The organism is Prevotella sp., assembly GCF_051059605.1.
Classification (GTDB): Bacteria; Bacteroidota; Bacteroidia; order Bacteroidales; family Bacteroidaceae; genus Prevotella.
Genome location: NZ_CP050883.1, coordinates 2177962 through 2202101, shown reverse-complemented (window position 1 = coordinate 2202101; position 24140 = coordinate 2177962). Strand labels below are relative to the sequence as shown.

General features: G+C 36.0%; 19 protein-coding genes and 1 tRNA gene. 9 read left to right on the top strand and 11 right to left on the bottom strand.

Going from position 1 to position 24140, the window contains the following annotated elements:
- Positions 1-38: 38 nt before the first annotated feature.
- From rhaM to HEQ28_RS08575, 3 genes are all read left to right on the top strand, one after another.
- Entirely contained in the window at positions 39-356 is a 318-nt protein-coding gene (gene rhaM, locus HEQ28_RS08585; RefSeq protein ID WP_434501848.1) for an L-rhamnose mutarotase, read from the top strand.
- Positions 357-1258: 902 nt separating this feature from the next.
- Positions 1259-1420: a RhuM family protein gene (gene rhuM / locus HEQ28_RS08580; RefSeq protein WP_434501847.1), complete on the top strand. Its 162-nt coding sequence runs from the start codon at positions 1259-1261 to the stop codon at positions 1418-1420.
- A 21-nt stretch (positions 1421-1441) separates the two neighbouring features.
- A complete protein-coding gene (locus tag HEQ28_RS08575; RefSeq protein ID WP_434501846.1) occupies positions 1442-1648 on the top strand; it encodes a hypothetical protein in 207 nt (68 codons plus the stop codon).
- Between the two features lie 131 nt (positions 1649-1779).
- Here the strand turns inward: HEQ28_RS08575 and HEQ28_RS08570 are convergent, their stop codons facing one another.
- Together HEQ28_RS08570 and HEQ28_RS08565 are read right to left on the bottom strand one after the other, a co-directional pair.
- On the bottom strand, positions 1780-4128 hold the full coding sequence (locus HEQ28_RS08570; RefSeq protein WP_434501845.1) for a toll/interleukin-1 receptor domain-containing protein: 2349 nt from the start codon (positions 4126-4128) through the stop codon (positions 1780-1782).
- 274 nt (positions 4129-4402) lie between these two features.
- Positions 4403-4484: transfer RNA gene (locus HEQ28_RS08565), tRNA-Leu, on the bottom strand.
- Positions 4485-4648: 164 nt separating this feature from the next.
- On the opposite strand from HEQ28_RS08565, the gene HEQ28_RS08560 reads away from it, so the two are divergent.
- Positions 4649-5743 carry a mannose-1-phosphate guanylyltransferase gene (locus HEQ28_RS08560; RefSeq protein WP_434501844.1) on the top strand — a complete coding sequence of 365 codons (1095 nt, stop codon included), beginning with the start codon at positions 4649-4651 and terminating at the stop codon, positions 5741-5743.
- A 77-nt stretch (positions 5744-5820) separates the two neighbouring features.
- Here HEQ28_RS08560 and HEQ28_RS08555 read toward each other — a convergent pair whose 3' ends face one another.
- Positions 5821-6219, bottom strand: coding sequence for an HIT family protein (locus tag HEQ28_RS08555; protein ID WP_434501843.1), 399 nt, complete (start codon positions 6217-6219; stop codon positions 5821-5823).
- A gap of 36 nt (positions 6220-6255) precedes the next feature.
- Entirely contained in the window at positions 6256-6723 is a 468-nt protein-coding gene (greA, locus tag HEQ28_RS08550) for a transcription elongation factor GreA (protein ID WP_434501842.1), read from the bottom strand.
- 532 nt (positions 6724-7255) lie between these two features.
- Here greA and HEQ28_RS08545 point away from each other — a divergent pair.
- From HEQ28_RS08545 to HEQ28_RS08530, 4 genes are all read left to right on the top strand, one after another.
- Positions 7256-7417, top strand: coding sequence for a hypothetical protein (locus HEQ28_RS08545; protein ID WP_434501841.1), 162 nt, complete (start codon positions 7256-7258; stop codon positions 7415-7417).
- Positions 7404-8189: a threonine/serine ThrE exporter family protein gene (locus tag HEQ28_RS08540; RefSeq protein ID WP_434501840.1), complete on the top strand. Its 786-nt coding sequence runs from the start codon at positions 7404-7406 to the stop codon at positions 8187-8189. Before HEQ28_RS08545 ends, HEQ28_RS08540 begins: the two co-directional genes overlap by 14 nt.
- 62 nt (positions 8190-8251) lie before the next feature.
- Entirely contained in the window at positions 8252-8743 is a 492-nt protein-coding gene (locus tag HEQ28_RS08535) for a threonine/serine exporter family protein (protein WP_434501839.1), read from the top strand.
- Between the two features lie 8 nt (positions 8744-8751).
- Positions 8752-9660, top strand: coding sequence for a LysR substrate-binding domain-containing protein (locus tag HEQ28_RS08530; RefSeq protein WP_434501838.1), 909 nt, complete (start codon positions 8752-8754; stop codon positions 9658-9660).
- A gap of 129 nt (positions 9661-9789) precedes the next feature.
- On the opposite strand, the gene HEQ28_RS08525 is transcribed toward HEQ28_RS08530, so the two are convergent.
- From HEQ28_RS08525 to HEQ28_RS08510, 4 genes are all read right to left on the bottom strand, one after another.
- Positions 9790-10350 carry a porin family protein gene (locus HEQ28_RS08525; protein ID WP_434501837.1) on the bottom strand — a complete coding sequence of 187 codons (561 nt, stop codon included), beginning with the start codon at positions 10348-10350 and terminating at the stop codon, positions 9790-9792.
- Between the two features lie 201 nt (positions 10351-10551).
- Positions 10552-13905: a DEAD/DEAH box helicase gene (locus HEQ28_RS08520; RefSeq protein ID WP_434501836.1), complete on the bottom strand. Its 3354-nt coding sequence runs from the start codon at positions 13903-13905 to the stop codon at positions 10552-10554.
- The gene (locus HEQ28_RS08515) at positions 13898-14398 is read right to left on the bottom strand and encodes a methylated-DNA--[protein]-cysteine S-methyltransferase (RefSeq protein ID WP_434501835.1); all 501 of its coding nucleotides are present in this window, start codon (positions 14396-14398) and stop codon (positions 13898-13900) included. The genes HEQ28_RS08520 and HEQ28_RS08515 overlap by 8 nt, the downstream gene beginning before the upstream one ends.
- A 3-nt stretch (positions 14399-14401) precedes the next feature.
- Positions 14402-15391 (bottom strand): YqiA/YcfP family alpha/beta fold hydrolase, encoded by a 990-nt coding sequence (locus HEQ28_RS08510; RefSeq protein ID WP_434501834.1) that lies wholly within the window; start codon positions 15389-15391, stop codon positions 14402-14404.
- 256 nt (positions 15392-15647) lie between these two features.
- Here HEQ28_RS08510 and HEQ28_RS08505 point away from each other — a divergent pair, with 256 nt between their 5' ends.
- Positions 15648-19427, top strand: coding sequence for a two-component regulator propeller domain-containing protein (locus tag HEQ28_RS08505; RefSeq protein ID WP_434501833.1), 3780 nt, complete (start codon positions 15648-15650; stop codon positions 19425-19427).
- Positions 19428-19562: 135 nt separating this feature from the next.
- Here HEQ28_RS08505 and HEQ28_RS08500 read toward each other — a convergent pair whose 3' ends face one another.
- The 3 genes from HEQ28_RS08500 to HEQ28_RS08490 all read right to left on the bottom strand — a co-directional run bounded on the left by HEQ28_RS08500 (position 19563) and on the right by HEQ28_RS08490 (position 24112).
- Positions 19563-21752 (bottom strand): glutamine synthetase III family protein, encoded by a 2190-nt coding sequence (locus tag HEQ28_RS08500; RefSeq protein ID WP_434501832.1) that lies wholly within the window; start codon positions 21750-21752, stop codon positions 19563-19565.
- A gap of 102 nt (positions 21753-21854) precedes the next feature.
- Complete coding sequence (locus HEQ28_RS08495) at positions 21855-22034, bottom strand: DUF4250 domain-containing protein (RefSeq protein ID WP_018464245.1); 180 nt, start codon at positions 22032-22034, stop codon at positions 21855-21857.
- 119 nt (positions 22035-22153) lie between these two features.
- Positions 22154-24112, bottom strand: a complete 1959-nt coding sequence (locus HEQ28_RS08490; RefSeq protein WP_434501831.1) for an alpha-L-arabinofuranosidase C-terminal domain-containing protein — start codon at positions 24110-24112, stop codon at positions 22154-22156.
- Between the last annotated feature and the right edge of the window lie 28 nt (positions 24113-24140).

Below are 24140 nucleotides of genomic sequence, written 5' to 3'. Positions count from 1 at the left end.
TATAATTTATCTAACTCACGTTAATAATAATTTTAACTATGAAGAGATTTGCATTTAAAATGTATCTTAAACCCGGTTGTGAAGAAGAATATGCACGCAGACATGCTGCTATTTGGCCGGAACTGAAACAAATGATTAAGGATTCTGGTGTGAGCAATTACAGCATTTTCTGGGATAAGGAAACTAATTTATTGTTTGCCTATCAGGAGTGTTCAAAGGAAACCAACAGTCAAGACACTGACAACGTAGATCCAATAACACAGAAGTGGTGGGATATGATGGCGGATATTATGGATACTAACAAGGATAACTCTCCTGTAAGCATACCGCTGGAAGAGTTGTTCCACATGGATTAAAATATAAATAGCCTGACGAATTCGCCAGGCTATTTTTTATTATCATCATTCTTATTACTGTATGTATCTCTCTTCTGATCATGTGTTAAAAAAGAAATGAAAGCAGATTAAAATACTGTATTCATACTTAATTTATTAGGTAATAATAACTGATCGATTACTTGATATATAGTATGAGCTGGATAGGTTCTTTTTTCTTTAAATACTTGTATTGTGTATATGATAATGATTGTTTTTTCACTGAAAATGAGGTATTAAAAAATAAAATCCCAGAAAAAAAGAAAAATTACCTACATTATATACACTAATGTCGCAAGTTGTTGATATACAGTGCGTTTGCTCATGTATAAGGGTGCCTTGTCCTACATGTTTCCTACATCGATCCTACACTGGCCAGATATATGAACATAGTTTATTATACCATAATAATCCATCAGCACAATGATTATCAAATCACCTTTTTCTTTACGCCGTTGAGTGATATGGGCCTAATCACTCAATAAAGCATGTAGAACAACAGAGTGATTAGGGCCTAATCACTCCGTTTAGTGTAGGAGATTGAGTTCTTATACATAGTCTAACGTATTGATTAATATGTTGTTAAGTCAAAACATGTAGGAAACGGATACTAAACATACAAAAAATAAAATGTAATGTTGCAATATGGTTACATTATAGATTCTGAAATGATATTCATGATGTGTGCAAGACGTATTGTTTTTATCTTTATTTCAATTGGTTATGGTGTGTTTTCTAGAAATGAATTAGAAAGCAACACTCATTTTTTGCGTGTTGCTTTGGAAAACTAAACGGTATGTTTAAATGCATATCAGATGGCTGAATTGTTTGTGAGAGTTTCCAAAACTATTCGTAAGCATATCCGTAATGCAATTCATTAGGAATTGTCAGAGTATGTAGTTGTCGCAAAATGTGCGTCAACCATAAGACATGATGCGATTAAGGAAAAAATCGAAGTGCATGATGTGGATTACTATAACTTGGATGTCATAATTTCTGCTGGCTATAGAGTTAAATCAAAGAGTTGGGTTGAGTTTCGCCGTTGAGTAACTCTTATTTTAAAGACTATGACATTTAATGATGACAGAACAGAGTGCATTGGCAAAGTAAACTTACTGATGAATATTAGAGGAACAGGGTTACTTTTGGTTGCAAACTCTATGCGTATTCAGTCTATTGCGTATACAGGTAAGACAATTACGCCAAAAGAGAAATTGTGCATATATTCCATTAAAATTAGTCGCAATAATACAATTATAGAATCTTTGCAGTAATTGCATTCTTCTAAACTATTTAAGGAAGTGTAAATTAATTAATCATTTGCAACTATAACGATTCTTTAGGACTACACGATCATACAACAGAGCTTTCTATCATAATGATTCATATATTCATACACTAACAATTAGTCAGGATCTTCTGGTATAGATTTTAAATCATCACCATACATAGAAGGTAAATCATTAATAGATTTTTCTGCGTTCATTTTTCTAGCAATATCTTGTAAAACCTGATATGGGTAGTATTTAATATTTTTCGGTGTTGTTTGGACAAGATCTCTAAGTCTAGTAATAACATTTTTATTTTTGTGAATATAAAAATCATATTCAATTTGTAGTGTTTCATATATTATTTGATTCTTTTTATCTAAAATTAGAGATTTGTACTCATCTAATAAGTTAAGAAGTAGTTCTTCATCTTGCGAACCAGTCCGGACTAAGCATCTAAAATAAGCCTCTATGTGATATTTGTTTTTATTTTGTTTAATATAATTCTCTTCAGCATCTGTTAGAGCACCTTCATAATCTCTCATTCTGAGTTTTACTACAACCAATTCGTGTTTTGCTTTAGCAACAAAATTCTTATCACTATATGATTTTACTTTATCCAATGCCTTATTATAATATTCAAGAGCTTTTATATCTTGATGCAGACATCTATTATAAAAACCTATAAGGAAGTATTTAGAGTAATCATCAAAATAATCTATTTCTTTAAAAACATCTTGATTCTTTAGACGACAAAGTGCCATACAAAGCCAATATCGAACAGATCGCACAATTTCTTCATAAAAATTTATACTATCTTTAATAAATCGATTACATAGAAGAATTACTTTGTCATAGTTTCCACTCTGATATTCTTCTATTACAACCTTTAGTGTAAATGATGGTATTAGAAATTTCTTATTAACTTTTGATATGTTTTCTCTTATTGCTTGCTGAATGCCGATTAAATATCCAGACAAGTCATATGTTGATTTAAAATTCGATATATTTGATTTAAGAACAGTCTCCATAGCTGTTTTGTACTTAGGAGACAATAAAATCTTGTTGCGGCTGATATAATCTGCAACAATAGAATTCACTCTAATGTACTGATTGTTTCCTCCAATATGTTCAAATAAAGCAAATGAATATATCTTTTCTAAAGGCTTAAAAACATCTGGAATCCCAGCTTGGTTAAGAATCTGTTCAATTATATCATAACTAACAAATTCAAATAGAGAAAGCAATATAAGAGTTTCAAAAGTTTCATCGTCTTCTTTAATTTTACCTAAAATAGGTGCAAAACTATTCTCCTCAGTTTTAATAAGTTCCTGTAATTGTGCTACCATCTTATTAGGATCTGACACAGCATTGAAGATATCTACCGCCCTATATATCAATGAAGGTAATCCTGGTATTTGAGATATAGCTTTATCCATCTCTGTAGTTATCGAGATGTTTTTTAATTTAGCGTAAGCATAAAAAAGAACTTTAATTTCATCACGTTTTAAAGGACTAATTCTTAATGATATTATAGACTCGTTATACAATTCTGATAAATTGCTTAAGTTGTTTCTTGCTGTTACAAAAAGGCAAAGTTTATGAGGTAAATTTTTGTGCTGTATAATATCATAAAACCATGCTGATAAATGTCCATTTGATAAAACACAAGATCCATTATCTCTTATGATAAATGGTTCCTTTATCTTATCAATTTCTTTTATTAAGTTAACTGCAACTTCAAGTTTATTTTCTTTAGATTCTGTATTTAAATTTAATAATTGTTCTGCTGTGTATTCAAGAACGATATCATTCAATTGAAATATTACATCTTCGATACTACTATCATTGCCAAGTTCTATAACAATTGGTTCATACGTTTTTTCTTTATTAGGAGCTATTTCTTTCTTAATATATTCAGATATAATTTTTTTTCGTCCTACGCCTGATGGAAACCCTGAAACAATCAAGCATCGTCTCACAGAAATATTTCCACCATAATACTTCTTCATAAGTTGCCCCATTTCTTCTTCTCTTCCATAAAATAGCTGCTCTTTGTTGCATATATCTGGATATTGTTTCCACGAAATATCCCTTATTTCTTCTTTTATTCTGCGAGCTACCAAAATAGGATTTTTATAGTGTTGTAAATTATATTCTTTTCGAATCCATGATTTTATTTTGGAATTATCATATTCAATAGTATCATCAATTATAAATGGTATAAATTGAATTTTCCCATCATCTACATAATCTCTTACGTTTGACAGTTCGTCTTTTACCCAATCCGAATCCAAAGATTCTTTTGAAATAAAAAAAACAAACAATGCACTTTTTGCAATAGACTTTACTATTTCATCCATTGTTTTCATACCGTTTTCAAAAGTATACTCATCTACGATGCAATTGTCTATGCCCAATGTTTCTGCCACTTTCTCAATAAATTTTTTTTGTGCACTGCTGTGCGATAGAAAAGCCTTTATCATATGATTTAAATTTATTTGTTTTTTTATACTAATATCTATAGATCGGATATTAATAATATAATTGATATACTGCGAAACTTATTTTGTTTAAGTCTGCAACATAGTAAGTTCCTAATATCTACTACAAAAATAGTAATAATATTTAGAATCATCATCGTTTTTATCAAAAATTTCCAAGTTGCAGCTAGATATTTATTGCAGCGGTGTAGAAAGTATGTGGGAATCTCACTAAAATAAAAAAGCTAAGTGTTGAATAATCAACTACTTAGCTTTGTACCCAGACCCGGGCTCGAACCGGGATGAATTGCTCCACTGGTGTTTGAGACCAGCGCGTCTACCAATTCCGCCATCTGGGCATGACGTCTTTTATTAAGACGGTGCAAAGGTACATAATATTTTTGAATGTGCAAAGTTTTTATGAGAAAAGTGTTCAATAAGGATAAGGTTTGATTAAAAAACAAAAAATACTTTGCAATTTCGTTTTTAATATTTACTTTCGTACCAAAATAAAGAAATGACTATGAACAAGACACCAAATAACAATTTTTGCGTGATATTAGCTGGTGGTAAAGGTCGAAGATTGTGGCCTTGCAGCCGTGAAAGCTATCCAAAACAATTTATTGATTTCTTCGGTTCTGGGAAAACTCAATTGCAGCAGACTTATGAACGCTTTGCCAAGATTATTCCCCAAGAAAATATTTTTATAAATACCAACGAGACATATATAGATATAGTCAAAGAGCAGTTGCCTAATGTTCCTGAAAGCAGAATCATGGCTGAACCTATATATCGTAACACTGCTCCGAGTGTCGCATGGGCTGCACATAGAATATTGAAAATGTGTCCGGACGCAAATCTTATTGTTTCGCCTTCTGACCAAACCGTAATCAATGAGGACGCATTTAAAAATAATGTGATTGAAGGTTTTGAATTTGTAGAGAAAAACAACTGCCTACTCACAATGGGCGTAAAGCCGACTCGCCCTGAACCTGGCTATGGATATGTGCAGATTGGTGATAATACTGATTTCGATGATATCTATAAGGTTCAGTCATTTATAGAGAAACCTGAGCGTGAATTCGCGCGTGTATTTATGGAGAGCGGTGAATGGTATTGGAATACGGGTATATTTCTCTCTAATGTGAGATATCTTGCCGATAGCCTTTATAAGTTGTTACCTGTGGTATTGCGTAAGTTGGATCAGAATAATGAAGACTGGAAAATAGAGGATGAAAACTTGTTCGTGAAGGAGAACTTCCCTTTATATCCTAATCTGTCAATTGACTTTGGAGTATTGGAAAAGTCAGATAACGTGTTTGTAAAAAGATGCAACTTTGGTTGGGCTGATTTAGGAACATGGCACGGGATATATGAGTCAATGCAAAAGAGTGGGGATGATAATGTTGTTATAAACTCTGATGTGATTTTGGAAAATTCCCATAGTAATGTAATTAAACTCCCAAAAGATAGACTTGCCGTTATTAATGGGCTTGATGGTTACATCGTTGCAGAAAAAGATAATGTATTGTTGATTTGCAAGAAAGAGGATTCTTCTGCTCTTGTAAGAAAATATGTTACAGAGGTGCAAATGAAAAAAGGTGATAAATTTATCTAATGTGATAATATAAAAATAAAAAAGGTAAGAATAAGTAGTGTATTACTTTATTCTTACCTTCTTTGTTTTATTGGTGTTTACAATTTTTGAAATTCTTTGTAAATCTTATCAGCAATTTCCTCAAACTCAGTTTCTGTTAGTTTTACGTGATGCTTAAAGTCTACATTAGCTTCGCTGTTCATTGGCAGCAAATGGATGTGCGCATGATTCACTTCAAGACCAAGTACGACCTGAGCGACTTTCTTACAAGGAAACGCAGCTTTGATAGCCTTTGCTACTTTCTTCGCAAAGACCTCAAATTCAGCCAAATCAGCATCTTCCATATCGAAGATATAGTCAACTTCCTTGCGTGGAATCACTAATGTGTGTCCTTTTGTTACTGGGTCGATATCAAGAAAAGCGTAGAACTTATCACTTTCTGCGCATTTGTAGCTTGGAATTTCTCCTGCTGCAATCTTTGAAAATATAGTGCTCATCTTTTTTGAATTAAAAGTTAAGGAATAAAGCAATAATTAATCAATACTGATTTTATCGATACGCAACTTTATAACGCCTCGTGGAATTTTTACCTCTACGACGTCGCCAACTTTATGATTAAGCAATCCCTGTGCAATAGGTGTCTTGATGCTAATCTTACCTAACTTAAGGTTTGCCTCGCTCTCGCTGACAATAGAGTAGGTCATCTTTGACTTTGTTGCCATGTTTGTCATTTCCACCTTAGACATAATCTGTACGGCGTCAGTGCTGAGGCGAGATGTATCAACGATCTTAGCCTCGGCTATGGCAATCTTAATCTTATTTATTTTATCTTCGAGATGAGCCTGTGCCTCTTTAGCAGCATCATACTCAGAATTTTCACTTAAATCACCTTTGTCGCGGGCTTCAGCAATTGCGGCTGATGCCTTGGGGCGCTCTACTGATTGGAGCCTTTTAAGATCTGCTACTAATGTATCGTAGCCTTCTTGTGACATGTAAGCCATAATGTTTTAATTTATTATTAATTAATATTACGAAGTTTTGGCGAGGACAATAAAATAAAGAATTCCGACATCATGTGGTGTCGGAATTCTGTATCCTATAATATGCTCGCTATGTTTTATCTTTCTTTTTGCAAAGTTAGATATTATATTTGAATTAAACAAGTTTTTAAGAGATATTTATATTATAATATAATGCAAAATACGGACTGTTATCGCACACGGGCTTGATTTATATCATGAAAATCTAAATAAAAATATAATTCCTGTATCAATAGTTTGATTCTAAAGAATATTTGAAATATCTTTGCAACGTGTTTTTCATAGTATTAGATTTAAGGTTAACAAAGGTTGGGACTCAGCGGAGTCCCTTTTTTTGTTTATAGCTATTGATGGAACAGATAGTTATTGCTATCGAAAAAACCAATAGCCGCTATCGTAATAAACACATATCATTGTTTTCGTGGGTAACGATATGGTATTACCTTTGCTTCGAATTTATAAATAAGTATTTCGATTAAATAAGTATTTCAATATGAATAATCAGGTTATAATGTGGAGTGTTGTCGTAGCTGTATTGTTATTGATGTTTTGTTTCAGAATAATCAACAAGTTTCATAATTCAATAAATCATCACAATATTATTGAGATTGGAGACGATTACTCAATATACGGCTCAGAAGATGACGTCCTCTAATAACACCCCTGTTGATGTACGTGATGCTTATGTGTTCCTTGCCGAATATGCAGCATGGTTGTTAGGATGTGGCGCAACATGTATTAGGATAACAAAGAATGTTACACGAATTGCTGAGGCTTGGAATCTCAAAACAGAGATTACGATCATGCCTAGCTCTGTGCATCTGAGTGTTTTCGATAATGATACAAAGCAGTCGTTTATTTATTTGAAGCGAAAGCCAAGGACAGGTATTAGTTTTTATAAAAATACACGCCTTAGCGAATTAAGTTGGGCGATATCTGACGCAAAGGTAAGCTTTGAAGAAGCACGTGAACGCTTTAATAAGATTATAACAGCGCCTTATACAAATAAATGGCTTGTGCTAGTACTCACTTCGCTAGCAAATATGTCTTTTTGCCGTTTGTTTGGTGGTGATCCAATGGCAATGCTTATAGTTTTTGTAGCAACATTCGCTGGATTCAGATTGAAGCAAATGATGCTAGAGGATGGATTTGATGATAGAGTGGTATTCTTGGTCTGTTCTTTTTTCTCAGCAGTTATAGGTTCGGCAGGATATGTATTCCATATTGGAACTACGCCAGAACTGGCCGTTGGAACAAGCGTTTTATATCTTGTACCAGGTATCCCATATATCAATTCGTTGAGTGATATGCTTGATGGACATTATCTAGTGTCGTTTAGTAGATTTATGGGAGCTGCAATGCTGACCTTCTGCCTGTCATGTGGACTTGCTGCAGGAATGTTATTGATGAATTTGAAGATATTTTAGCAGCCGGATTAATCGTTCTTTTGTGAATATAAGTTTTAGCATACAAAATATATAGTGAATAGATGTTTTTCTTAGAAATTTTTCAGGATGCATTCTTTGCAGCTTTAGCGGGAATAGGATTCGCAAGTATAAGTAACCCACCAAAACAGGCTTATAAATACTGCGCTTTTATCGCTGGCATGGGGCATGCAACGCGATTTATACTGATGAACAGTAGTCTTCATTGGGGGATTATAAATGCAAGTTTCATAGCAGCTCTTGTAATAGGTTGTTTGGCTGTATTGCTCTCTAGTTATGCTAAATGTCCACCAGAGACTTTTTCTTTTCCGTCTCTTCTTCCAATGATCCCTGGAATATATGCTTATCACACAATAGAAGGATTAGTTTTCTGTTTGTCAGCTCAAAAAGAAGAATTATTCAATCATTATTTGTATCTTTGTGCATCGAATGGATTTACTTGTTCATTTGATATCTTGGGTATGGTGTTGGGAGTCACAGTTCCGATTTTCATATTTAAGAAGTTTTCATTCAGAGTTACAAGATACAATAATTAAAAGAATTTATGGAATTAAGACAGCTGAGATATTTTCTAAAGGCTTCAGAAACACTGAACTTTTCTGAAGCTTCTAAAGAACTTTTCATAACACAGAGTACGCTTTCACAACAGATAAGGCAGTTGGAGCGTGAACTGGGAGTGTCTCTATTCCAGCGCAATAGTCATGAAGTGCTGCTTACAGAGAATGGAGAGCAACTGCTTCCTTATGCAAGAAAGACTATTATAGATGCCGATACATGCGTGGAAAGCATGAACGACTTGAAAGAAATGATCGGTGGAACTCTGAACATCGGTGTTACATATACCTTCAGCCCGTTGCTAACGGATTCTCTTCTTGAATTTATGAAGAGTTATCCTAAGGTGAAACTTAATATATACTATAAGCCAATGACTGAGCTTATGGATATGTTGCAACAGAGAGAGGTTGATTTTGTGTTGGCTTTCAAGCCTACACGAAGATATGAACATATTGAGAGTCACGTGCTTTTCAATAATAGGCTTAATGTTGTGGTAAATGAAAGTCATCCGCTTGCTAGTCATAAATCCATTTCTCTTTCAGAACTGGAACGCTATGATATGGCACTACCGGCTTTAGGACTTCAGGCACGCAATACATTTGATGATATATGTTCGAATACTGACCATGAATATAAGGTGAGAATAGAACTTAATGACGTTAGCATCTTACTCAAGCTAATTAGAGAAACTAGTTATGTGACTGTACTTGCCGAAACGACTATTCATGATGAAGAAAAATTGATAGGTATACCTATTGATGGAGTCAATGATAACATGGAAGGATGTGTTCATCTTTTAAAAAATGCGTATGTCAAAAACAGTGCACGTGAGTTTTATAGGCTGTTAAGTGAGTCAAATTCGATAAAAAAATATTCTGCATTAGCAGATTTGATATAAAAAAAATTACTCGGCTATGGTGAAAACCAATAGCCAAACCTCAAAATAATCATTTTAGTGTATGAAAAAACCGTCATTAGATTGTGAAACCTGATGGCGGTTTAATTTTTTATACGTATTTATTGTTGATTACAACTCAAATTTGTAGCCAAGTGTAACCTGAAATACGCTGTTTTTTGAGTCGAAACCATCAAGAATCTTTGTTACACCCCAATTGTAGCGACCGTCAATGACAAAGTTGTTGTATTCATAAGAAATACCTACTGGAATTGAAAGATCAAGAGTCTTTGCATCAAAGCTGCTAGAATAGCTGATACTTCCTTCACTTCCAGAGAGTTTGCTGTTTACATTAAAACCAGGTTGGATACCAAGTTTAATAGCAAGACCTTTTGCTACATAAACATTTGCAAGAATAGGAACGTTGATATAATCCAACTTTGCTGTTGTTCCATTGTTTTTAGCTCCTTGCATAGAATAAAGAGCACCAGCACTTATAGAGAACATGTCTGTAGCCTGATACTCAAACTCTGCACCTGCAACACCGCTCCAGCGTGGATCGTTGTTGTCACCCTTAGTAATGTTTGCAATGTTTAAACCAACCTTTGGTTGAATAGTTAATGAACCAACGGCATGTTGTGCGAATGATGTTGAAGCAAACAACAACATAGCTGCAAATAAAATCTTTTTCATAATGGTTTATATTTATATTAATTTCGCTCCCTTTGTGGGAGTAACTCTCTAATATTAATTAGTCATTACAAATATATATATTTATTTATTTAGTTCCAAATTTTTCTTGAATTAAATATTAAATTGAATTGTCGCCATGAAAGTCAAAAAACAAGTTTAAGCTTAATGATATTTTAAAATAAGATTCGTTGCTACCTATTATTATTCATATTCAATATATCCGCCTTTGGACTTCACGTGCTCAATGAGGCTTTTAAATATGATATCATTATTAAGTATCTCTGCATTACCAGTAAGAATCATTTGTTTCCTAGCTCTTGTAATTGCCACATTCAATTTGCGGTCAATAATATGATCATCTTCCTCAAAACAATTACTTGTTAGGAAGTCTAACTGATAACGATTTTGTATAGTGAACGAATATATGATTACATCTCGCTGACTTCCTTGGTATCTCTCAACTGTATCTATACTTATATCTTCTAGTTCAGGAATACCAAGTTTCTCAATTTCCTTTCTTATCATTGATATCTGATTGCGATAGGGTACTATCACTCCTACAGTTTTATCAGCATTGAACTTAACTCCATAGAATCTGTATATGCGTCTTAGTATATCTGTCACTATTTTAGCTTCTTCTGAATTTACCTTGTCTGATATATTAGGTTCCTTACAGAATCTTGAAGGAATGAATACCATTCGGTGGGCCTTTAATGCATCATCAAGATAGTCAATTGATTCCAATGAATATTCAAGTTGCTTTTTTGTCTGATGTTCTAGAGGAACAGGTTGTAGATTTTCCTTATAATAAAACATCTTGTTAGGGAATTCCGCAATATCAGGATGCATGCGTCCTTGACGTCTCAGAACACCAGTAAACTCATCTCTGTTATTAATATTCTCAATATGTATAAGTCTTTCAAACATTGAGTTGCGACAGTTGTCAAGGCAAATATTGTTAAGGCTTACATCATTTACAGATGAAACCGCAGAATCTTGTTGAACTACTGCCGGTAACTGTTTGTAGTCGCCAATAAGAACGAACTTGGAATCAGCTTGAGCCAATAGTCCGATGATGTTTGGTTCTAGAATCTGGCTTGCCTCGTCAACAATAACAGTAGAGAAGTGCTTAAGATTGAACAGGTAAGACTTACCTTGAATTGTTGATGTTGTGCCAACGATTACTTTGCAATCTAAAATCTTTTGCCTTATGACATTTAATTTTGGACAGTTTTCTATTATCTGTGATAATAGGTGTTGTCTGTATTTTGTATCACAAGTAAACTCGTTGCCTATACGTATATAATCTATCTTGTTGTCACTCAGCATTCCACATATTTCATCAACAGCTCTGTTGGTATAGCTCATAAGTAAAATTGACTGGTCAGAACTTATAGATTCTTTCACCATATATTGCAGAGCCATACTTGTTTTGCCTGTCCCTGGAGGACCTACAAGTAAGCAATAGTCAAGTGCCTGTTTAGCTTTAAGTATAATCTCATCATACGATGGATTATAACTGCGGCTTAATTGTATACTTTCATCTTTGCGTGGTTGACGTTGAGCCAAAAGCAAGTCTTTGAAACTTTGTCGGGAAGTGATAAACCTATGAAGCGAACGGATAGCGGAAGTCGTAGATGCATCACTACCACTATGTTCTATTGCATAAGTAGTGTCGGTAAACACAGACGAATCTTGCTGTCCATCGGTTAAATGCACTGTGATACTATTTGAATGTATGTCAGTGATGTTACCCTTAAATAATATAGTCTTTCTTACATCAGGTTCTGCGTCTTCCTTATATGCGTACATATATATCATGTCGCCAATTCTGAAGTTTGGAAGAAAGTCTACGCCTTGGTCAGGAACATTGAATGTTATCGTGTCGTAACCATTAAAGTCATTACTCTTCTCCTTCTTTACTATTCGTAAGTTGGTATATATGTTTCCTGTTTCCTTCTTCTCAGTTAAAGGCATATTCCACAAGTCAGCAATGCTGTTGCCTACGCCTTCCTGTGAACCAACCTTACTAGCCAACTGCTCTCTGTACACGAATGTCATCATTCGGTTGAAGTATGACTTTTCCAGATTTGATAGGTTGTGTAATGGCGTTAGCAGTTCATCGAATCTTGGCAATATCCAATTGTTGAAAAAGTTGTTGCTAAGTTGATTTTCATTCAACGTTTCGGGAGTAAGTTCTTCTATAACTCCGTCAAAACCATTTATGGCGAAGCTGAATTCATTTGCCACTAGCTGATTTCTGAATTTAATAGCTTCACGGAACAGCTTTTGGTAGAAATTCACAACAACAAGTCCCCCTGGAAGTGGATATCTAGAATAGAGTAGTCTTATATCAGTTTTGTTGCTGCCTACGTGGAAATTCTGTTTAAGTACACCATAATACAATAACAACTGTACATAATGGTCTTCTTTCTGAAAACTTCCATATTCATTTGGTTGATTAATCTGTATATTGTAGTTGCTTCCTGATTTTTGCTCAACAAGCAGAGAAAAATCATTAGTCATAAGGTCGGCACGTCCCTGTATTCCAAGTTGCTCGCATATAAACGATGGCTCAAGTATTGCACTGCTTTTACTTTCTGGAGATATATAGTTATTCCTAATGTAATCAACAATTTGCAGAATGTTTTTAGTCTGTCTCATTGATGCCAAACGAAAATCTTCCTTTTTGTTTAAATCAGGACACGTGCAATATTCCAAAGCTTTCTCTTTGAAATTCTTCTTAAATGTTTCCGTCCAATCATAATTCTCTTTACTGTTTATAATATCGTCAAGAGCGCTTCCCGCGAAATTACCTATTAGTATAGCTTGACTGTTGGCTACAGCAGACATGCTGTTTACTGTATATGACAAAGGATTATGTCCATATTCGGTGAAGCATCTTGCAATGCTACTTATATCTATAAGAAAGTCTGGCTCAATCACAATTATAGAGGCTTCACTGCTTCCTTCGTATTCTTCTAAAGGGGATGTGACGTCAATAAGATTAATCTGCATACCTTCTTTTAATATGTCATTAAGATATGCTTGTTCTTCTTTTATATGTATGCTGATTTCGCGGTTTGTAGAATCCTGATCAATTTCGGCAGTAAGATATTTATTTTCAAAGCTTTTTACGATGCATCGTATATAACGATAGTCTATATGACGATATTCTTGCTGAGGTTTATCTTCGACAGGTAGTAAGCCTACTAGCGAAGAAGGAATGTCTGTATCAAAAACAGCTGAAATGAATATAGCTAATGCACGGCAATCATACATAAGGTCGCTTTTGTCAATAGCCTGTGCATGATTGCTGTTACGCCTCATTCGTTGAATGGCAATCGCATCAGTTGTAGCCACATGATGTTTTTTGCAAAGAAAGTCTACCTGAGAAAATAAGTTACCAAAAGCAAGATTGTTGCCTGTCAGTCCCTGACTGCATACCAGAACAAGAGTCTCATGAAGCATCTTGTTTATAGGTGAGCCTTCATCCGCGCGAATAATATCATGGATGCGGTCAAAGAGTTCATTGCTTGATATGAAATTAGACATCTGTATTCTTTTCCCAATCAAGAAGTTGCTTCTTTAGTTCTTTTCCCCAATGGTATTCCCCAAGAGTTCCGTCTTTATGTATGATGCGGTGACAAGGCACAAGCATTGCGATAGAATTCTGAGCTACAGCAGTGGCTACAGCTCTTACTGCCTTAGGTTCACCAATGCGTTCAGCCAATTCCTGATAAGAAATAGTTTCACCTTTTTGTACTTTCATAACTTCTTTCCACACTTTAAGTTGGAATTCCGTGCCGTGAAGGTCTATGTCTATTTCATGGTCGTAGCCGTCAAAGATGATCCTCTTTACGGTATCAGCCATCATATCATCTTGTGTAGTAGGAGTGTACACGCCCCAATGAGAAGCGAGTTCGTGGATAACCTCCATTTTATTATATCCTAAAAACTGTAGGTCGCAGATAGCCTTTGACCTGCATGCTACTACAATTGTTCCGAATTTACATTCTGCGAAACCATAAACTATTTCTGTATCCATAAATTATTGTCCTCCAAGTCTTTCAAAAAATGTTATTACCTCTTCCCATGTCTTAAATTCCTCACTACCGTACTCAATTGCGGTACCCATGAAATTCTCATCGGGAAATAAATCAACCATATAGTCTCCATAAAGCAGATGTTTCTGGTTGGTGAATATGATGTGGTTGTATGCTGGTGCAGATATGTATTCTTCAACCCAATTCTGAACTTTTTCTGTATATTCGTGATTGTTAGTTGGTGCCTCTGCGACTATATATACGTTATAGTTTTCTATTAGCATTTCATAAGCCTTATGCATGCTACTTACTGGTTTCCCATAGCTATCATGCATGGCGTCATAGTTGATATAAACAATTGGGCGTTCCTTTGCTTGTTGTCTGTCGTCAATCCATCTTATGATAGGAATAAGATAGTGTAATGCGACTTTGTCAATCAGTCTGTGCTCACCATGGAAATATATTGCATTTGGATAGTGACTCCTAAAAATATCGAAAGTGTGCACAACAGGATCGTTGTCTCCAAACATACCGATGACTCTGTTTTTGTCATCATTATCAATGTCTGTGAAACTTTGTTCTGTTAGTTCTTTATATTCTTTAATCAGTGACTTGTTGACTATAATTTCGTTTATTCCGTCTTTACGTGGGTTTTGAAATTCCTGTCGTCCTGTCATACTGCTCATTGTGTCACCCATTTGAAAAGCAGGATTAACAAGTATTCTGTCAAAGCCGTGTAACATTTCTGTTAACATACCACCCATGGAAGTTCCGATAATCAAGTCAGGTTTCTCGTTTTCTGCCATTGACTTCAACAACTGCATTGCTTCTTCTGGATGTACAGGAATATCTTCTGCTATGATTTTAGCTTCAGGCATCAGTTCCTGAAGCATCTTCACTGTTCCGCTTTGTGCTGAAGAAAGGAAACCGTGAACATACATAATCTTTTTTCCCGCCATAAGTTCGGGAAACTGCTTGATATAAGGATTCTCCATTGTTTTATATTTTCTTATGCAAAGATAGTGCAAGCCGAACACAATACAAAATAAAAAAAGTATTTATTTAAATGTCGTGGAATTAAATCTTACAAAGCCATTGCATTATCAGCTTGATTTCAGTCAATAAAAACATTATAATATATTTGTGCTATTTCGTCCTAGAACGATGCTAAGCAATAACATAAAACAGGTTTTGCTTTGCTTTTACACTCATTTATCTTATCTTTGCAGAAACAAGTCAAATAATAATCTAATGAAACATAGAATAATAGTATCACTACTGGTAGTAGTGTGGTTTACCCCATTATTTTCTCAGCCATATTGTGATGTGAGACAGTTTAATATTCGTGATGGACTTGCTGCAAATATAATATCTGGTATAACACAGACTCGTGACGAACTGATGTGGTTTGCTACGTGGAACGGGCTGTGCTGTTACGACGGATACAGATTTACTACTTTTCGTGATAGAATGAGAGGTGATCAAGTCTTAACAACTAATAGAATTAGAAATATAGAAGCAAATAATAATGGTGATTTATGGTGCTGTACTTTTGACAGTAGACTTTATTTATTTGATACTCATGAAAACAAATATATCAATGTTAGTAAGATAATAAAGGATAAATTTAATATAGATTTCAAAGTACGCCGTGTTTATCAACTAAGTAACGGATATTCCTGGGCTGCAAGTGATAAGAATGATGGCATAAATTTCAGAATAAACAATAAACTAGTTGCTAATGGCGAAGGTGTTGAATTGTATTCAAAAACGGCTAAAAATCATTTGGTAGGCTATACTATAAATAAAGTTTTACTAGATGATGATAAACGCGAATGGGTGTTTACGAATAAAGGTGTAAATCTTATTGGTGGAAAGTTTTATGTCAAAGTGAAGTTTGAATACATGTGTCAGATGGGAATGGGTGTCTTTTTTACCTCGATTGATGGTAAAATGGGGATGTATGATATTAAAAGACGATCATTTCGTATGCTGTGGGTTCCTGCTGACGTGAAAAAAATCAATTGCATGATAGCTATTCATGACATTATATACGTAGGAAGTAATAGCGGAATAATATATTACAACACTACTACGCATAAAATCGGCAGAATTTCTGTACAACATCCTGCAGCCCCCTCTTCTGATGTGAAATATATGTTTGCTGACAATAAAAATAGGATATGGGCGATTACTGGGAGTGTCGGAGCAATACTTGTTAATCCTAAAGACAATACAAAGCAATGGTTGAATACGGAGAGCAATGGAATAAACTTTCATACAGGCAGTACTATGCCATTTGTTTATGAAGATAATAACAGCACGGTGTGGATAGTTCCGAATGGTGGTACATTCAGCTATTATGATGAGGCTACAGGCAAGTTACATCCATATAAATTACAGTCAGAAGGTTTTAATTATGCCAATTTGCCTAATTTGGACATGTATTTTCTAGATAGGCAGGGTAATATGTGGTTTACATGTACTCATGACCTTATGTTGGCAAACTTTAAATATCGTCATTTTAATGTTGTTCCAATAGAACAGAATAAGGAAGTCAGAGCTTTGTTCTGCGACAGCAAAGGTAGACTATGGGTAGGAAATAGTCATGGAGTAGTAGCGGTATTCAATCCTAATGGTAGTATCTTAGGATATATCAACTCAAGCGGTAAATTGCAAAAGTCGTTTGCATATATGGCTGATAAGATATATTCCATTTATGAAGATAAGTCACACCGCATGTGGATAGGGACAAAAGGGAGGGGACTTTATATGATAGACCATGGGCGATTTTATCATTTTGAGAAAAATGAAAACGATGTAGAGTCTCTTGCCTGCAATGATATTTATGATATTAATGAGGATACACGCAGTAATATATGGATCGCTACGCATGGACAAGGAGTGCAACTTCTTACTACTGGAGGGAAAAAAGGTTTTAGATTTATAAAGCCCGCTAGTTATCCTATTGGCACTTGTTCGAAAGTGCGTCGTATAGAATGTACCTCCAATGGCGTTTTGTTGTTGTCAACAACAGGAGGTTTGATCACATTTCGTGATAACTTTCGTGACCCATCGACAATAAGTTTTCATCATTTCACCCATGTGCAGAATGATACTACATCGCTGTTGTCTGGAGATGTTATGCAGACATGCCTTACCCATGACGGACGTGTATTTGTAGCTACATTAAGCGGAGGTATACAGTATACTTCTACAAAAGATCTTTTAAAAGACAACATACTCTTTCGTGAAGTTCATGGATTCAGTAATGACGAAGGAATAGTACAATCAATGATTGAAGACCGCAATCATAAATTATGGATTGTTCGTGAAGCAAATATTGATGAGTATAATCTTGATAACCATAAATTTGGTCAGTATGGTCCGAACTATCTTGGTAACAAGGTCGAATTTTCAGAATCACGTCCTGCATTCAATCTACAGATCAATCGTATTTTTCTGGGTAGTATGGGTGGAGTCATTACATTCCTTCCTCAAAAACTCAAGAGAAGTAACTATAAACCAAATATTGTCTTTACGAGTGTTCAGTTTCAGGAAGATGCAAAACCGCAGCCTATATTAAGTAGTAGCCAATTAGAACTTTCAGCCGATAAACGTAATGTCACAATAAGCTTTGCTGCTCTTGATTATAGCAATAATTACTTAATACGCTATGCCTACATGATAGAAGGTAAGGATAAAAAATGGACATATCTGCAAGCTACTCATAGTGCATCTTTCAATCAACTTCCTGCAGGACATTATCGCTTATTGGTGAAAAGTACCAATGCTGATGGGGTGTGGATGAATAATGTTAAGGCGTTGAATATATATGCTCATCCAGAATTCTCTGAAACTATATGGGCGAAATTCCTTATACTGATTTTTGTTATGGTAATAGTATGTGCGGTAATGTACATATATAATTTGCGCAAAAATGCATCTTTGGAAAGACTTATGAGTGAAATGAAAACGCAGTTTTTCACGGATCTTGGTCATAAACTCCGTACTCCATTGACGCTTATAGGTGGACCCGCTACTGAACTCCTTGAAATGGATGGAATTACTGAGTTCGCTAAAAAGCATCTGAATATGATACAACGTAATTCTCGTAATATGCTGAAATTAGTAAACAAGATGCTTGATTATGATAGCAGTAGTAATTTCTTTGTGGATGACGAAAATGCTCCTGTTTTCGCAAATACAGTACAATGTACAGAAAAGTGGAATAATTCTAAGGGTATCCTGAAGTTGCTGATAGTGGAAGATAATGATGACTTACGTTCATTTCTTGTCGGTATCTTGCATAAAAACTATCATGTCATAGAGGCTTGTAATGGCAGTGATGGGTTGATAAAAGCAGAAAATGAAATGCCAGACTTTATAATAACAGATGTCATGATGCCAGTGATGAACGGACTTCTGATGGTTCACAAGATAAAACAAAATACTGACATCTGCCACATCCCTATAATTGTGTTGTCGGCAAAGGCTTCAATTGAAGACAGATTGCAAGGATTAAGAGAGGGGGTGGATGATTATATCACAAAACCATTTAGTGCAGACTATCTGAAACTTCGTGTTGATAATATTATCGCTCAACGGCGTATGTTGCAACAAAACTATCTGGAGCATCTTCCTCATGGTAATGAAGGAAAAATCAAAACAAAATATGAACTTGATGCACCTCAAATTGTAGAAGCTGATAATGAGATGATGAAACATTTGATGGCTTATCTGGATGAAAATATCAGCAATCCTAATATCAAGATAGAGGATATGGCTGAAGCTGTGAACTTAGGACGAACAGTTTTTTATGGTAAAATAAAAAGTATTGTAGGTATGCGTCCTGTAGATTTTTTGCGTAACGTCCGCATTCAGCGTGCCGAACAACTTATCGTAAATTCTTCATATCCATTCTCTCAGATTGCATACGAAGTTGGTTTTAGTGATTCTAAGTATTTCAGTACTATTTTTAAGAAAGAAGTAGGAATGACTCCTTCTGACTATCGAAAAGTGAATGTTTAGAACTATAATATCTAGTAGTAATATAGTTTTTGTTTTTTCTGATATTAAAGCAGTTACTATGTATTAATCTAATAAAAGTCCGGAGAGATTATCACTTCCCGGACTTTTATATTTAGTTATTAAAATACTTAAGTATTATCTGATGAATAAAAGTTCACGATATTTAGGAAGTGTCCAAAGTTCATCGCTAACAATGAGCTCCAGCTTATCACACTGATATCTTATATCTTCCATTCTTGTAGCAATAGAGTCGTGGTATGCAATAGCACGTTCACGTGCATCGTCAATCTTGTTGGCACTTCTACGTGCGTCAACAAGTTCCTCAACTCCTGTTTCAATCTTTTGAGTGCGTTCAGCAATTTCTTTGATGATCTTAATATTGCGGGCTGTGAGAACTTGTCCCTCTTCACGGCCGAAGATATTAAACATGCTTTGAACGTTATTAGCCAATTGACTTTGATAATGAGTGGCGACTGGTACGATGTGATTCATCACTAGGTCGCCCAGAACGCGAGCCTCAATTTGAATCTTCTTGGTATAAGTCTCCCATTTCACTTCGTTGCGGGCTTTAAGTTCATAGTCCTTCATTACATTCATGTCTTCGAACATCTTTACACTCTTGTTGTCAAGATAGCGATCGAAGCAAATTGGGCATGAAGCCTCGCAGTCAAGTCCACGCTTTGCAGCCTCGACTTTCCATTCCTCACTATATCCGTTGCCATCAAAACGTATAGCCTTTGTTGCCTTTATGTCTTCACGAATAATATCTACTATTGCAGAATTCTTTTCCTCTCCCTTTGCTATTAATGCATCTACACGCTCCTTGAAGTGAGTAAGAGCCTCGGCAACAGCTGCATTCAATACTATCATTGCACTTGCGCAATTGGCTTCGCTACCTACAGCACGGAACTCAAAGCGATTGCCAGTGAAAGCGAATGGTGATGTACGGTTACGATCGGTGTTGTCAATCATAAGTTCAGGAATCTCTGGAATATCAAGTTTCATTCCTTTCTTTCCTGCTACAGTGAACAAATCGTTCTTGTCTGATTTCTCGATATGATCAAGTAACACACTAAGTTGCTTACCAAGGAAACTGGAAATAATTGCTGGTGGTGCTTCGTTAGCTCCTAGACGATGATCGTTTGTAGCACTCATTACGCTAGCTTTAAGCAATCCGTTGTGACGATATACTCCCATAAGAGTCTCGACAATGAAAACAACAAAGCGTAGATTATCCTCTGGTGTTTTTCCAGACTTATGTAAAAGAATACCAGTATCTGTAGTAAGACTCCAGTTGTTGTGTTTTCCGCTACCGTTTATTCCGTTAAAAGGTTTTTCATGTAGTAAAACTCTGAAGCCATGCTTGTTAGCAATCTTTCTCATAAGACTCATCAATAACATATTGTGGTCTACTGCAAGATTGCATTCCTCAAATATAGGAGCAAGTTCAAATTGTCCAGGTGCAACTTCGTTGTGGCGAGTCTTGCATGGAATACCAAGTTCAAGAGCTTGAATTTCAAGGTCTTTCATGAAAGCCTGCACGCGCTCGGGAATAGTTCCGAAGTAATGGTCGTCCATCTGTTGATCCTTAGCGGAATCATGTCCCATAAGAGTGCGTCCTGTGAGCATGAGGTCTGGGCGAACTGAGTATAAATCTTCATCAACAAGGAAGTATTCCTGCTCCCAACCGAGATTAGCACTTACCTTTTTAACATCTTCATTGAAATAGTGGCATACCTCTGTTGCCGCAATATTTACAGCATGGAGTGAGCGAAGTAATGGTGCCTTATAGTCAAGAGCCTCACCTGTATACGAAATAAATATAGTTGGTATACACAATGTATCATCCATGATGAATACAGGAGATGTAGGATCCCATGCACTATATCCACGGGCTTCAAAAGTGTTTCTGATACCACCGTTAGGAAAACTGCTGGCATCAGGTTCTTGCTGGACAAGGAGCTTACCTGAAAAATCTTCAACCATTCCGCCTTTCCCATCATGCTCTACGAAAGCATCATGTTTCTCGGCTGTACCTTCTGTAAGAGGCTGAAACCAATGAGTGTAGTGAGTAACTCCATTTTTCATTGCCCATTTCTTCATACCGCTGGCTACTGCATCTGCAATACTGCGGTCTAACCGTGAGCCGTTGTCAATCACGTCTATCAACGTTTCATAAACGTCGGCAGGTAGATATTCGTACATCTTCTGACGATTGAACACATACTTAGCGAAATACTCAGAAGGTCTATTCTTAGGTATTTCTACGTTGAGTGGTCTTTTCTTAAAGGCCCCAGCTACAGCCTCAAATCTTAAGTTTGCCATTGTTCTTTAGTTCTTTATTGTTAATTCAAATTGAATTCGATTAAGTTTGCAGTATCAAAAAAAGGACCCTCACAATGCGTGAGAGTCCTTCACATAATATCTTTACCAGAATTTGTTGTTTTCCCTACTATACTCGAAGCCGACAGAAGCCAACTTATTTTCAAGATGTGTGCGGTCTACATTCATATCATCGCACAGTTCATCAAGAGAAGTGTAGTCATCACGCAACAGCATGTTTAATGTGCTGAAGAGAATCATTGGGTCATTTGGCAATTTATCCATTTCAATACTTTTTACCTTATTATGGGTGCAAAAGTAATAAAAAGCAATGAAACAGCCAAACATTTTATCATTTAGCAACAAAATCTCTTTATAAGTTTAATATATATCAATCCATTTGATTAGAATCGGTAGACAGCAAATGTTTTTGCTGGTATTTTTACCGACAGCGTATTACCTTTAGCTTCGACATTTGTAGTCTGTGGGACTACATTCTCTTTATTGCTCAAAGTGTTTGTAGCCTGTAGATCGTTACTGTGTAATGTAATGAGTTTGCCAGAACCAAGGTTCTTTATACCATTGAAAGTGATATTGATGTCTTTGTCTGCATCACCTGTATTTGCAATCTTTATGATATAATTTTTGGCTTCCTTATCATATACAGCACTTGCATACAATCCGTCAGCACCTTCTATAGGTTTGCCGTCTTCAAGCAAGCTTAAAACGTTTGTTCCTCTGTTTGTGCCGTATAGCATTTGTACATACCAGTTTACAGAACGTACACTTTCAAGATTGTTAAACCATATTAGGTCTGGGCGCCATTGCCACCCCTCTACGTGTGCGAATAGTGGAGCATAAGTTGCTTGGTGTACAACATCTGCATTTCGTTCAAGACCTGTCATGAATGCTGCTTCAGATAGTGCTGCTTCAAAATTATTCATTGCAACAGTAGGCTTGTCACCTTGTCCTTTAACATGGCTCGCATATTCTCCAGCAAATACTTTCGGTCCCTTACGGCTGTATTTATCGTAACGTCCGGCATTCTTAAGGAACCATTCCGGGCTCATATAATAGTGCTCGTCAACAAGGTCCACGCCTAAACGTCGCATTTGTTCCCAGCCATAGTCAAATTCCTTACCACTAGCTGAAGGTCCGGCTGAACCACAGATCTTAATATTTGGATATTTGGCACGAATTTGTTTTACGAACATTTCCAGACGTTCTGGATACATAGCTCCCCATTGTTCGTTTCCGATTCCAATCTGTTTGAGATTGAAAGGAGTTGGGTGACCCATATCTGCACGTAATTTTCCCCATTTGCTTGTAATAGGTCCGTTGGCAAATTCAATAAGGTCTAAGGCATCGTCTATATAAGGTTGTAACTTGTCAAGAGCGACGTGGGCATTCTTATCGTTGTCGCTATTTTGGTATTGACAAGCGAGTCCGCAGCTTAAAATAGGTAGAGGCTGAGCACCAATTTTCTCAGAAAGAAGGAAGAATTCGTAGAAACCAAGTCCTAAAGTCTGGTAATAGTTTGGATACAGACGATGAGGGAATGTGTAGTTCCAGCGGTTCTCATTAAGTGGGCGGTTTTCTGGAGCACCTACAGTGTTCTTCCATTGATAGCGAGTTTCAAGGTCAGTACCTTCAACGATACATCCACCAGGGAAACGGAAGATGCCTGGATGAAGGTCGGCAAGATCTTTTACGAGATCTGCACGCATTCCATGCCAGTTGTCTTGTGGCATTAAACTGATATGATCCAAATCTACGCTTTCTCCAGACATAAGGAAAATTCTCATGAAAGCTTTCTCCATAGTCTTGTCTGAAGATAGTGTAGCTGTATATTTTTGCCATTTATTGTTGGTCACAACAATTGTGTCTTGGCATATTGGCACATCGTCTTCACCAACAAGTTCTACACGGAATTTAGTACTCTTGCCTTGTAGAAGGTTAAGGCGTGCGTAGATAGAAAAGTCATATTTCATGCCTTCCTTTATGCCCATACCGAAGAAGCCGTGATTTTCCAATCCCGATTGTTTCTCGCGATGACCAGAAGGCGACACTGTTACATAATGAGGATTTCGGTCAAATGCAGGCTTAACGTCGTTAACAGCGACATTACCAAAAACATTCCACCCCATAAGTCGGTCCGGAAATTCAAATGAACGGTTTTCTACCATTTCGGAATACAGTCCGCCATCAGCACCGAAATTTATATCTTCAAAGAAGATTCCGTACATTGTTGACTGAACTGGTGCACCAGGCTTGGTGTTTACTGTGAACTGATGCTGTGCGTTGACACTGATAGAAGCCAGTGCCGACAAAAGCATAGTAGATAGTAATCTGTTTTTTCTCATAATTTGGTTTATTGCTTTTAGATATATT